The organism is Alteromonas sp. W12 (assembly GCF_001924945.1).
In the GTDB taxonomy this organism is placed as follows: Bacteria; Pseudomonadota; Gammaproteobacteria; order Enterobacterales; family Alteromonadaceae; genus Alteromonas; species Alteromonas macleodii.
The window spans coordinates 1061036-1072679 of sequence record NZ_LQXH01000001.1 but is presented as its reverse complement, the minus strand read 5'-3'; the positions used below and the strand labels follow the sequence as shown (position 1 = coordinate 1072679).

Annotated in this window: 11 protein-coding genes and 9 tRNA genes; 18 read left to right on the top strand and 2 right to left on the bottom strand. The window is 44.3% G+C overall.

What is annotated here, in order from left to right:
* The 17 genes from AWH61_RS04560 (at nt 1) to AWH61_RS04480 (ending at nt 9460) form a co-directional block, all read left to right on the top strand.
* Nucleotides 1-76: transfer RNA gene (locus tag AWH61_RS04560), tRNA-Gln, on the top strand.
* A gap of 33 nt (nt 77-109) precedes the next feature.
* On the top strand, nt 110-1057 hold the full coding sequence (locus AWH61_RS04555) for a ribose-phosphate pyrophosphokinase (RefSeq protein WP_014949014.1): 948 nt from the start codon (nt 110-112) through the stop codon (nt 1055-1057).
* 255 nt (nt 1058-1312) lie between these two features.
* A complete protein-coding gene (locus tag AWH61_RS04550; RefSeq protein WP_014978888.1) occupies nt 1313-1795 on the top strand; it encodes a hypothetical protein in 483 nt (160 codons plus the stop codon).
* Nucleotides 1796-1919: 124 nt separating this feature from the next.
* Nucleotides 1920-2921: an NADPH-dependent aldehyde reductase Ahr gene (gene ahr / locus AWH61_RS04545; RefSeq protein ID WP_014978887.1), complete on the top strand. Its 1002-nt coding sequence runs from the start codon at nt 1920-1922 to the stop codon at nt 2919-2921.
* 366 nt (nt 2922-3287) lie between these two features.
* Entirely contained in the window at nt 3288-3920 is a 633-nt protein-coding gene (locus AWH61_RS04540) for a 50S ribosomal protein L25/general stress protein Ctc (RefSeq protein WP_014976150.1), read from the top strand.
* 5 nt (nt 3921-3925) lie between these two features.
* Nucleotides 3926-4507: an aminoacyl-tRNA hydrolase gene (pth, locus tag AWH61_RS04535; RefSeq protein ID WP_039225631.1), complete on the top strand. Its 582-nt coding sequence runs from the start codon at nt 3926-3928 to the stop codon at nt 4505-4507.
* Between the two features lie 41 nt (nt 4508-4548).
* Nucleotides 4549-5640, top strand: a complete 1092-nt coding sequence (gene ychF, locus AWH61_RS04530; protein ID WP_075176301.1) for a redox-regulated ATPase YchF — start codon at nt 4549-4551, stop codon at nt 5638-5640.
* Nucleotides 5641-5764: 124 nt separating this feature from the next.
* The gene (locus tag AWH61_RS04525) at nt 5765-6760 is read left to right on the top strand and encodes a peptidylprolyl isomerase (protein ID WP_075176300.1); all 996 of its coding nucleotides are present in this window, start codon (nt 5765-5767) and stop codon (nt 6758-6760) included.
* Between the two features lie 171 nt (nt 6761-6931).
* A tRNA-Met gene (locus AWH61_RS04520) sits at nt 6932-7008 on the top strand.
* A 35-nt stretch (nt 7009-7043) separates the two neighbouring features.
* Nucleotides 7044-7128 (top strand) — tRNA-Leu (locus AWH61_RS04515).
* 4 nt (nt 7129-7132) lie between these two features.
* Nucleotides 7133-7208: transfer RNA gene (locus AWH61_RS04510), tRNA-Gln, on the top strand.
* 34 nt (nt 7209-7242) lie between these two features.
* A tRNA-Leu gene (locus AWH61_RS04505) sits at nt 7243-7327 on the top strand.
* 2 nt (nt 7328-7329) lie between these two features.
* Nucleotides 7330-7405 (top strand) — tRNA-Gln (locus AWH61_RS04500).
* Nucleotides 7406-7457: 52 nt separating this feature from the next.
* A tRNA-Met gene (locus AWH61_RS04495) sits at nt 7458-7534 on the top strand.
* Between the two features lie 34 nt (nt 7535-7568).
* Nucleotides 7569-7653: transfer RNA gene (locus AWH61_RS04490), tRNA-Leu, on the top strand.
* A 4-nt stretch (nt 7654-7657) separates the two neighbouring features.
* Nucleotides 7658-7733 (top strand) — tRNA-Gln (locus AWH61_RS04485).
* 320 nt (nt 7734-8053) lie between these two features.
* On the top strand, nt 8054-9460 hold the full coding sequence (locus AWH61_RS04480) for an alanine/glycine:cation symporter family protein (protein WP_075176299.1): 1407 nt from the start codon (nt 8054-8056) through the stop codon (nt 9458-9460).
* Between the two features lie 157 nt (nt 9461-9617).
* Here the strand turns inward: AWH61_RS04480 and AWH61_RS04475 are convergent, their stop codons facing one another.
* Together AWH61_RS04475 and AWH61_RS04470 are read right to left on the bottom strand one after the other, a co-directional pair.
* Nucleotides 9618-10274, bottom strand: coding sequence for a cupin domain-containing protein (locus AWH61_RS04475; protein ID WP_075176657.1), 657 nt, complete (start codon nt 10272-10274; stop codon nt 9618-9620).
* A 115-nt stretch (nt 10275-10389) separates the two neighbouring features.
* The gene (locus tag AWH61_RS04470) at nt 10390-11184 is read right to left on the bottom strand and encodes an SDR family NAD(P)-dependent oxidoreductase (protein ID WP_052235371.1); all 795 of its coding nucleotides are present in this window, start codon (nt 11182-11184) and stop codon (nt 10390-10392) included.
* A 105-nt stretch (nt 11185-11289) separates the two neighbouring features.
* Between AWH61_RS04470 and AWH61_RS04465 the strand changes: the two genes are divergently transcribed.
* The gene (locus AWH61_RS04465) at nt 11290-11634 is read left to right on the top strand and encodes a winged helix-turn-helix transcriptional regulator (RefSeq protein ID WP_039216240.1); all 345 of its coding nucleotides are present in this window, start codon (nt 11290-11292) and stop codon (nt 11632-11634) included.
* Nucleotides 11635-11644 lie beyond the last annotated feature (10 nt).

The following is an 11644-nucleotide window of genomic DNA, read 5'->3' as shown; positions in this document are numbered from 1 at the left end:
TGGGGTATAGCCAAGTTGGTAAGGCAGCGGGTTTTGATCCCGCCATTCGTAGGTTCGAGTCCTGCTACCCCAGCCAAACCTCTTTTATCAACGCACTGAGGAACCACTTGTGCCAGATATGAAGCTCTTTGCAGGTAATGCCGTACCAGAACTTGCCCAGAAAGTTGCCGATCGCCTCTACACCAAACTTGGAAATGCCAAAGTTGGCCGTTTCAGTGACGGTGAAATCAGCGTAGAAATTCATGAAAACGTCCGTGGCTCGGACGTTTTTATTATCCAGTCTACGTGTGCGCCTACTAACGATAACCTTATGGAACTTATTGTGATGATCGACGCACTACGTCGCGCATCAGCTGGTCGTATTACAGCAGTAATTCCTTACTTTGGTTATGCACGCCAAGACCGTCGTGTTCGTTCAGCTAGGGTGCCAATTACTGCGAAAGTAGTGGCTGACTTCCTGTCTAACGTTGGTGTTGACCGCGTACTTACTATCGACCTACACGCCGAACAGATTCAAGGTTTCTTTGATGTTCCGGTGGATAACGCATTCGGTACTCCTATCCTTCTTGCTGACATGGTAAGACGTGATTTTGCCGACCCTGTAGTCGTTTCTCCTGACATTGGCGGTGTTGTACGTGCACGTGCTACTGCGAAACTACTTAACGACACCGACCTTGCCATTATCGATAAGCGTCGCCCTAAAGCGAACGTGGCTCAGGTAATGAACATCATTGGTGACGTAAAAGACAGAGACTGCATCATTGTCGATGACATGATTGATACAGGCGGTACGCTTGCAAAAGCAGCCGAAGCACTTAAAGCACATGGCGCGCGCCGTGTTTATGCTTACGCGACTCACGCTATCTTTTCAGGCAACGCTGCAAACAATCTTAAAGAGTCTGTTATTGACGAAATTATCGTTACCGACTCTATCCCACTAAGTGCAGAGATGAAGCAAATTGGAAAAGTAAAACAGCTTACTTTATCTGAGATGCTTGCAGAAACTATTCGTCGTATCAGCAACGAAGAGTCTATTTCAGCAATGTTTGAATACTAAAATTTAAATATTGTTACTCCTACCAAAGAGCTGGCCCATGTAAGTGGCGCCGGCTCTTTTTTTACCTTTCTTTTTTCTTTGAAAGCGAACATCGCCTTAAGAATAAGAACAGTACATCAAGCCAAACACATTCCGTTTACGCCTTAAATATACTTTATTGCCGTTTTCCGACTCGTTAATGTGACTTTCTTTTCATCAATTTTAGGTTTAACGTTAAGAATTGTTGTGCGTTAAAACTAATATTAAGGACATAAAATGAAAACAAAAACACTATGCCTTGTTGCAGTAATTGCTGCCCTTTTAAATACAGCGGGCTGCTCTGGAGATGACGACTCAGTGAAACAAGCAGATCTTGAGAAACAAGGAACTGAAATGAAAGACAAATCTTCCACAGTTCAAGCTAATGATAAGAGTTCTATGCCCAAGGAACTGGTAGCCGAACCAGTTACTCAGGCTGAAGCCGTAGAAGATAATGCAAAAGGTGAAGTCACCATGAAGGGCAGTATTATTTATAAAGATCTCGAAGGCGGTTTTTACGCTTTTATTGCTGAAAATGGCGATCGCTATACGCTACATGGTTTAGATGAAACTTATCAAAAGAACGGCCTTGTTGTGGAAGTTAAAGGTACGCCTAAACCTGATATGATGACCTTTACACAATTCGGTACGGTGCTTCAAGTATCAAGCGTTAAAGTACTCGATACCAGTAAAGTCATTGATAACCTGCAAACACAATGATCGCGAATATAGCTTTGCGTGTAGCAAATTATTCATAAAGGTAATTAAGCTAGCGATTTAGCAATTATAGAATTTTTGCGTACGCGTGAATGTTGCACTGCAACACTTAAAAGGACGGTTATTGATGATAAATGCATATGCCGCTAAAGAAGCGGGTGGAAAACTGGAAAAGTTTCAATACGACCCCGGTAAGCTTGGCTCACATGACGTTGAAATAGACGTTGAAAGCTGTGGTATCTGCCACAGCGACCTAAGCATGCTCGATAATGAATGGGGCATGACAGAATATCCCTTTGTGCCTGGTCATGAGGTTGTCGGCACAATTAGCCAAATAGGTGAACATGTAACGTCACTTAAGGTGGGACAGCGTGTCGGTTTAGGCTGGCATTCAGGCTACTGTAATAGTTGTAGAACCTGCGAAGAAGGCGATCATAACCTGTGTGCCGATGCTACGATGACCATAGGTGGTCGTCACGGTGGATTTGCAGATAAAGTGCGCGCCCAAGCACGTGCCGTTATTCCCCTTCCCGATGCTATCGATAGCACAAAGGCAGGCCCTCTTTTTTGCGGAGGTATTACCGTTTTCAACCCTCTTGTCCAGTTTGGTATTAGCCCAACCAGTGAAGTGGGTGTAGTTGGTATTGGCGGTCTGGGCCATCTCGCTCTGCAGTTTTTAAATGCATGGGGATGTAAGGTAGTAGCGTTCACTTCTAGCGAATCTAAAAAGAAGGAAGCGCTAGAGCTAGGTGCGTCAGATACGATTAATAGCCGTGATGAAGATGAGATTAAAAAAGCGCGCGGTCGGTTTGACTTAATTATTTCAACCGTAAATGTAAAGCTTGACTGGAACTTGTATCTATCTACATTGGCACCGAAAGGCCGGCTTCACTTTGTAGGCGCCACCCTTGAACCTCTAGATATTGGTGCGTTTAACTTAATTGGTGGTCAGAAAAGTGTGTCAGGTTCGCCAGTGGGAAGCCCCGCGACCATTAAAACCATGCTAGATTTCGCTGCACACCACAATATTGAACCTGTGACCGAAACCTTCAAGTTTGATGACGTAAATGAGGCTATTGCTCGATTAAGAGAAGGTAAAGCCCATTACAGAGTGGTGCTGACGAAGTAAACGCTTGTGTAAAAAGTTGCTATGTTCCTAAGGCCTGTTGATCTTATTGAGCCTTTGGAAAGAGACAATTAGCGGTCAAGTTAGTCTTAACAAAATGCTTTTTTCTATAAATATGATAGAAGCGCGCCAAGGTGCGCTTCTTTTATTGTGAGTAACGCAAATACTTGCATTTGCTTAGCTGGATATTTTATCTGCCTTTGTAATTGTATGTTTTGGTAGGTGGTGTTAGAATTCGCCGCCCTTGAATTTTGGGCTGGTGTTTTATTGCGCATAGAAAATTACTTTTTAACGTAATTCACATCATTTTACCGTGGGTTTTGGTCGCAAAAATCCACATTATTAGACTTATATTTTTGGAGACAGACAATGTCTGAAGCAAATTTCAAACTAGACGCTTCTGTTCGTACAGACCTAGGGAAAGGTGCGAGCCGCCGCCTACGTCGCGAAGATAAGCTTCCTGGTATCATCTACGGTGGTGAAGAAGCACCAGTTTCTATCACACTAGATCATAACAAAGTAAACAACTCTGCTGACTTTGAAGCGTTTTATTCTCACGTTCTTGAGATTAACCTTGACGGTAAAGTTGTTGAAGTTCTAGTTAAAGATATGCAACGTCACCCGTTCAAGCCAAAGATCACACACATTGACTTCCAACGTGTAATCGCTGGTCAAGACGTTCACACTAACGTACCACTTCACTTCGTAAATGAAGAGAAATCTGCTGCTGTTAAAGCTGGCGGTATTGCTGAGCACCACGTAACTGAAATCGAAGTTACTTGTCTACCTAAGAACCTTCCTGAGTTCATCGAAGTAGACATGGCTGGTGTTGAAATGGGTCAAACGCTACACCTTTCTGACCTAACTCTTCCAGCTGGCGTTTCTTCAGTAGAACTTGCGAAGAACGACGAAGCTCACGACCTAGCGGTTGTAACTGTTAAGCCTGCTCCTAAAGCGGCTGACGCAGAAGAAGACGGCGAAGAAGCAGCTTCTGAGGAATAATCCTCTTGGCTGATATCCGCCTTATCGTGGGTCTGGGTAATCCAGGCCCCGAATATGAAAATACCCGACACAATGCCGGTGAATGGTTTCTCAACCAACTAGCCGACACCTACAACGCCCCGCTAAAACCAGAAACCAAATTCTTCGGTAAAACTGCTCGCATTACCATTGCAGGCAAAGATATCCGTTTGCTCTACCCCACTACCTTTATGAATAAAAGTGGACAAGCCGTAGCAGCACTGGCTAACTTTTACCGCATAGAACCAGAACAAATATTAGTAGCGTTTGACGAGTTAGATTTACCCCCAGGTGTTGCAAAATACAAAGTGGGCGGAAGCTCTAGTCAAAATGGCGTGCGTGACATTGTGGCTAAAATGGGTAACAACAAGAATTTTTTGCGTTTGCGCATAGGTATTGGTCATCCAGGTCATAAAAGCCGCGTTACCGGCCATGTTCTTGGAAAACCACCAGCAGAAGAAAAAGCAGCCATTGAAAGTGCCATCGATGAAGCGGTACGCTGTACAGAAATTTTGCTGAAAGAAGACCTTAAGCAAGCACAAAACAGGTTACACTCGCACAAAGGGTAAACCTAGCCAGTTATCACTTTTCCAAACTAAGGATCCATACCATGGGTTTTAAATGCGGTATTGTTGGCCTACCAAACGTAGGTAAATCAACACTTTTCAATGCATTAACTAAAGCAGGTATAGAAGCGGCAAACTTCCCGTTTTGTACTATCGAGCCAAACACAGGTGTTGTTCCTGTGCCAGATCTTCGTTTGGACAAGTTGGCTGAAATCGTAAAGCCTCAGCGCGTTATTCCTACTACCATGGAATTCGTAGACATTGCTGGCTTGGTTGAAGGTGCCTCTAAAGGTGAAGGTTTAGGAAACAAATTCCTTGCTAACATCCGTGAGACTGACGCTATTGGTCACGTAGTACGCTGCTTTGACGATGAGAACATTGTTCACGTTGCAGGTCGCGTTAGCCCTAAAGACGATATCGATGTTATTAACACCGAGCTTGCACTTGCTGACCTAGAAACGACAGAAAAAGCACTTCACCGTGTTGCTAAGCGCGCCAAAGGTGGCGATGCTGATGCCAAGTACGAAATGAAAGTGCTTGAGAAGATTAAGCCGCACCTAGACGAAGGCTTGTTACTACGTTCACTTGAGCTGACTAAAGAAGAGCTTGCGGCAATCAGCTACATGAACATGCTTACCCTTAAGCCAACCATGTACATTGCAAACGTGAATGAAGACGGTTTTGAAAACAACCCGTATCTTGATCAGGTTAAAGAAATTGCAGCAGGCGAAAATGCCACTGTAGTTGCAGTGTGCGCGGCAATCGAGTCTGATATTGCTGAGCTTGAAGACGACGAACGCGAAGAGTTTATGCAAGACATGGGTCTAGAAGAACCAGGTCTTAACCGCGTAATTCGTGCGGGTTACAGTCTTCTTACACTACAAACATATTTTACTGCAGGCGTAAAAGAAGTACGTGCGTGGACCTTCCCTGAAGGCTCAACTGCACCACAAGCGGCAGGTAAAATTCACACCGACTTCGAAAAAGGCTTTATTCGCGCTGAAATCGTAGGCTACGAGCACTTCGTTGAGTTCAATGGCGAGCAAGGTGCGAAAGACGCAGGCAAATGGCGTTTAGAAGGTAAAGACTATATTGTTAAAGACGGTGACGTTATTCACTTCCGCTTTAACGTGTAATTTCTATTGTAGAAATTAGCACTGTTTACTAAAGCCACCGCAAGGTGGCTTTTTTGTTTCTAGCGAATAATTGTGAAGCGCACATAGGCCTGATATAACTAGTAAAAAACTAACGGCTTTTGTAATGACTATTAATCAGCTTTGCGCTTCACGCCCTTTAACTTGCAGCAAATCACAGCACGCCAAACGATTTTCAGTATCAAGAACCTCAATTAAAGTGTTGTGCTTGTTAAGCCTGGCTAATTTTTCTTTTGCCAGTGAACCTCAAACTAATCCAGTGAATTCACAAATCAGTAGCGATGCTGTTGAAAAGGCACCAGCATTAGCAAGTAACACTGCCAGTTGGTATCAAGTTCCTCAGAGTAATACTGTGACGTTTAAAACTGCATATGGCGATGTAGTTATTGCGCTTCACCCTACCCTTGCACCAAAACATGTGGCCAGGTTTAAAAGTTTAATAGACGCAGGCTTTTATAACGAACAAGCATTTTATCGTGTAGTAGACGGGTTTGTGGCACAGGCAGGCAGCAACGATACGCATGACGCATCACAATTTCCGCCGAATCTGCTTAAACCTATTAACGCTGAATTTACGCAACCGCTTAATAGCAATGTAAACGTGGTTGAGAATCAGGATATGTTTGCGCCTAACACCGGATTTTTAGATGGCTTTCCAGTAGGCATTGATAAAAGCCGAAAAGAAATGTGGGGACTTCATTGCCCAGGTGTTGTGGCGTTTGCTCGCAATAGCGAGAAAGATACAGCCAGTACGGAGTTTTATATTGTGATTGGGCAAGCACCACGACACTTAGACAGAAATATGTCGGTCGTTGGTCGCGTACTGCACGGTATGGATGTGCTTCAAAAGTTGCCGCGAGGAAATATGGACAGAGGTGGCGTTCTAGATGATATAACGCAAGAAAGCAAAATTAAGCAGGCTTTTGTGCATGCAAACAACGCGGCACCTTATTTCTTACAAACGCCGCATCATGAAGAATATAAAAAACGGGCAAACACAGGAAGAAACTTAGATAACCCGTTTTTTCATGACAATACGTATGGCCCGCGCCCTATTGACGTATGTTATTACCAAACAAAAACCAGTAACAAAGCGTGGTAAATAGCTAGCTTATTTCGTGCAAGTTGTTCAATTTCACGGCTTTTTGCGCGTATTTCGCCCTAATGCGCACACTTAATGAGCATTTAAAAAAAGTTAGTAAAAAAGGGGTTGACGGTTGCCAGTCATATACGCATAATACGCGCCACTTCCTGAGAGGGAAGAGAATAGCAAGGCTACGTAGCTCAGTTGGTTAGAGCACATCACTCATAATGATGGGGTCGCAAGTTCGAATCTCGCCGTAGCCACCAATTCTCACTTATCTCTTTTAGGAAAGTCTAGCTGCGCGGAAGTGGTGGAATTGGTAGACACGCTGGATTTAGGTTCCAGTGCTTCACGGCGTGAGAGTTCAAGTCTCTCCTTCCGCACCACGACTGGGGTATAGCCAAGTTGGTAAGGCAGCGGGTTTTGATCCCGCCATTCATAGGTTCGAGTCCTGTTACCCCAGCCATTCTTTTTGAATGACTATTATAGCTAGCGTCTACGCGGAAGTGGTGGAATTGGTAGACACGCTGGATTTAGGTTCCAGTGCTTCACGGCGTGAGAGTTCAAGTCTCTCCTTCCGCACCATTTGGGGTATAGCCAAGTTGGTAAGGCAGCGGGTTTTGATCCCGCCATTCATAGGTTCGAGTCCTGTTACCCCAGCCAAATTCTTGAGAAGCCGCTCATCGAGCGGCTTTTTATTGAAGATAAAAGTTTAGGCTACGTAGCTCAGTTGGTTAGAGCACATCACTCATAATGATGGGGTCGCAAGTTCGAATCTCGCCGTAGCCACCAACTTTTACTTATTCCTTAATTGGAAGTCTACATTGCGGAAGTGGTGGAATTGGTAGACACGCTGGATTTAGGTTCCAGTGCTTCACGGCGTGAGAGTTCAAGTCTCTCCTTCCGCACCAATATTGGGGTATAGCCAAGTTGGTAAGGCAGCGGGTTTTGATCCCGCCATTCATAGGTTCGAGTCCTGTTACCCCAGCCATATTCTTGAAAAAGCCGCTCTTTTGAGCGGCTTTTTTGTTTGTACTCTCGTTTTGTTCAGCAAATGTGTTCTTCTCCCCCATGAATGAATAAATTTGCTATATGCGAGCATAAAACGTCATAGTTTCAGTACGTTTTCATTGTCCAATCATTTAATTGTCGTGCTAGTATTGGTTTTTTATCGATATAGCTCGGCTTATTCCAAGGTTTAGCAAATATAAGTTTGCTTAAGCCGAAGCGTTTGTTCTGACAACGCACCTGTCATGTTCAGTTCATTTCTACACGCCGAGCAATAATTAAAACAATAACGAAGGAAAGTGCGTGATAAACGAATTCGTTTCATTAGTTAACAATATTCTTTGGGGAGACGGTCAGGTACTTATCATTATGCTGCTTGCATGTGGTATCTGGTTTACCGTTAAACTTGGCGGTGTGCAGCTTAGGCACTTCGGCCATATGTTCAGCCTACTAAAGGGCAGTAACACTTCTACTAAGGATGGGATCAGTTCATTCCAAGCTTTATGTACCAGCTTATCGGCTCGCGTAGGCACGGGTAACTTAGCTGGCGTCGCGGTTGCTATATCTCTAGGTGGTGCTGGCGCTATTTTTTGGATGTGGATGATTGCCCTTTTAGGTATGGCCACTGGCTTTGCCGAAAGTGTACTAGGTCAGCTATACAAGGTCCGTGACGAAAACGGCGAGTTCCGTGGCGGTCCCGCTTATTATATCAAGCAGGGTTTGAACAAAACCTGGCTTGCAGTCGCATTTTCTCTATGTTTGTTCTTTGGCTACGGCTTTGTCTTTAGCGCCGTTCAAGCCAATACTATTACCGATGCATTAAACAATGCGTACTCTTTCCCCACAGAATATGTAGGCCTAGCCATTATTGCACTGGCAGCCTTAATCGTCGTGGGAGGCCTTAAAAGCATTGCGCGCTTTGCCGAGTTTGTGGTGCCATTTATGGGAATAGGCTACGTGCTTGTGGCTTTGGCTATTACCTTCATTAATATTTCCGAACTGCCAGCCATGCTGCTCGATATCGTTAAATCGGCATTTGGCTTGCAGGAAGCTGGCGCTGGTGCACTCGGTGCGGCCATTAAAAATGGTATTCAGCGCGGGCTTTATTCAAACGAAGCAGGCAGCGGCTCTGTACCGCACGCTGCGGCGAGTGCTGTGCCAAACCCTAATCACCCCGTATCACAGGGTTACATTCAGATGCTAGGCGTTTTCTTAGATACACTCGTGCTATGTACGTCTACTGCCTTCATCATTTTACTTGCTGGCGGTTCAAGCTCTGATCAAATGGAAGGCATACGCCTAACCCAAGATGCGATGAGCAGTCACCTAGGCGAAGGCGGTACTGACTTTGTGGCTGCCGCCATCAGCTTATTTGCATTCACGTCTGTAGTGGCAAACTATGCCTATGGCGAGAGTAACCTGCACATGTTCAAGCTAGATAATAAAATAGGCCGTGCAGTTTACACTATTGGTTATTTAGGCATGATTTACTGGGGCGCACAGGCAGCCCTACCTCAGGTATGGGCCATGGCCGACATGGCGTTAGGCCTAATGACGGTGATTAACATCATCGCTATTGTGTGGATGACTCCTACCATTGTGTCTATCAGCAAAGACTACTTTAAGAAAAAAGACAGTGGCGCAAACATGGAATACAAAGCGGGCGACTGTGAAATACAGGGTAAGTCAGAAGAGGGTATTTGGGATTAAGTCCGGCTTTTACTAGGTGAGTGTTTTAAAGTTAGATGTTACCAGGCTAACTTTGACCTAGTGAGATTAAACAAAAGAAAGGCTAACCTCGGGTTAGCCTTTTTCGTTTGTTGCAATTGACCGCATGTAAAACACTGGTTTTGATTTACCTGCAGGCCTACAACGCTACTGGCAAATGCCCTGTCTTCACCCATATTATTGTTTCCTCATCCACGTAAGGATGATGCTGACTCATATGAGGATTGCGCAACCATGTGCCTTTTGGGTATGCACCATGTTCGTCTTTAAATGTACCCGATAGCACAAAAATTTCTTCACCTCCGAAATGCTTGTGAGGCTTAAATACCTCTCCCACGGGCCACTTAACTAGCGCCACATGCTCGTGCTCAAAGCTGTGAAGCGGCATCACTTGTAAACCGCCCTGCCCTTGCAGCCATTGTGCTTTATTTGTATTTACCCGTACTTCACTCAAATCGCGCTTATCAAACTGATTCAGCTTAACCAGAATCACACAGCCTTCTTTACTGAAAGGGCTATGTTCACTGCCTGGCGGGTTACGCAAGTAAGTGCCTGCAGGGTAATCACCGTGTTCATCGGAAAACACACCTTCAAGCACCAAAATTTCTTCACCATAAGGATGACTATGCTGCTTAAAGCTCGCGCCAGCTTCGTACTTCACGACGCTAGTTGTATGACCAGACTCTTTTGCTTCACGCTCTAAAGGCTTCCGCCATACCGTAGAAGACGGTGACGCCTGCCACTCTTGCATTTGCGTATTGATCGCTAGGCGTTCATCAAAGTTCATATTAAGCATCATTGATAATCTCGTTTTATTTAGAGCAAGCAATTGTTACCGAATAAACGTATACATCATCTCGCTTCGTGTTATTAGAATGAAGACAAAGCAAGATAATGATACGTCCTATTTATTAGTTCCTACCTGCCATTACACCACCATCAATATCTAATACGGTACCGGTAGTCCAATTAGCTCTTTCTGATAACAGATAAAGGATGCCATGTGCCACGTCTTCTGGAGTTCCTATACGTCCTATCGGATGAAACGCATTGAAACCTTCCAATACTTCATCGGTTTGCTCTTCTGGAACGAACGCATTGTAAATAGGTGTTTTAACTACCGCTGGCGATACTGCATTTACACGTATGCCATCGTCGGCAAGTTCCATGGCCAGATGCTGAGTAAGTGAATGCAGCGCTGCTTTTGCCATGGAGTAAGCAGACGAAGGAGTCGCCTTAACGGCCTGCTTGGCCCACATAGAACCAACATTAACAATACTGCCAACACTGTGCTGAGACATTCTTTTGGCTACCGCTTGGGTGATGAAAAATAGGCTTTTATTCAAATCATGATAAACATCATAATCCTCGCATGTATGCTGTAAAAATGGCTTAGGGTTAAAATACCCTGCAGCATTTATTAAGTAATGAAAAGGTATAGCTGCATCTTCTACATACTTTATTAATTTTTGTACGTCTGCAGGCTTATATAAGTCAACTTGGATAGCGTTTATGCTAATGGTTGAAACATTTGTGAATGTACTTACCGCTTTCACTGCTTCTTCCAGTTTGGAACCATTCTTGCCCACAAGCACAACGTTAACACCTTCATTCGCCAATAACTTAGCGGTGGCAAGACCTATACCGCTTGAACCGCCTACAATTAACGCGTTACGGTTTTCACAAAAATCATTTAAAAGTGACATTTTAAATTCCCTCACTGTTTTCAATTCGTGATAACCTTACGCCTTAGATAACTCCATGAATAGTAAGTATAATTTGGTTCAGCAAGTACTTTTAGGTACATCTTTATGAATTTTAAAGAAAAACAAATCGAGCGGAAAATACCACCTCAAGAAAGCGCGCGCATGGTAGAGACGATTTACGGCTGTAAATGGTCGCTTACCGTTTACCAACTCTTGGCAAATGGCATTAACCGCCCCGGTGAAATGGTGCGTACTGTAGACGGACTAAGCACCAAAGTATTAAATCAATGCCTGAAGAAGAACACGGAATTTGGTATTCTGAAAAAAACGGTGTATCACGAGCTCCCGCCTCGGGTTGAATACCAAGTAACAGAGTTTGGAAATAAATTTTTAGCCGTACTAGAACAAATAGAGGCCTTACAAGAAGACCTCAATAATCTATCGAGATAGCATCGCCAGC

Excerpts from the sequence above, each read along its gene's own strand:
- ahr (WP_014978887.1), top strand. The coding sequence starts at position 1,920 with ATGATAAATGCATATGCCGCTAAAGAAGCGGGTGGAAAACTGGAAAAG.
- AWH61_RS04465 (WP_039216240.1), top strand. The coding sequence starts at position 11,290 with ATGAATTTTAAAGAAAAACAAATCGAGCGGAAAATACCACCTCAAGAA.
- AWH61_RS04475 (WP_075176657.1), bottom strand. The coding sequence starts at position 10,274 with ATGCTTAATATGAACTTTGATGAACGCCTAGCGATCAATACGCAAATG.
- ychF (WP_075176301.1), top strand. The coding sequence starts at position 4,549 with ATGGGTTTTAAATGCGGTATTGTTGGCCTACCAAACGTAGGTAAATCA.
- AWH61_RS04540 (WP_014976150.1), top strand. The coding sequence starts at position 3,288 with ATGTCTGAAGCAAATTTCAAACTAGACGCTTCTGTTCGTACAGACCTA.
- AWH61_RS04550 (WP_014978888.1), top strand. The coding sequence starts at position 1,313 with ATGAAAACAAAAACACTATGCCTTGTTGCAGTAATTGCTGCCCTTTTA.
- AWH61_RS04525 (WP_075176300.1), top strand. The coding sequence starts at position 5,765 with ATGACTATTAATCAGCTTTGCGCTTCACGCCCTTTAACTTGCAGCAAA.
- AWH61_RS04470 (WP_052235371.1), bottom strand. The coding sequence starts at position 11,184 with ATGTCACTTTTAAATGATTTTTGTGAAAACCGTAACGCGTTAATTGTA.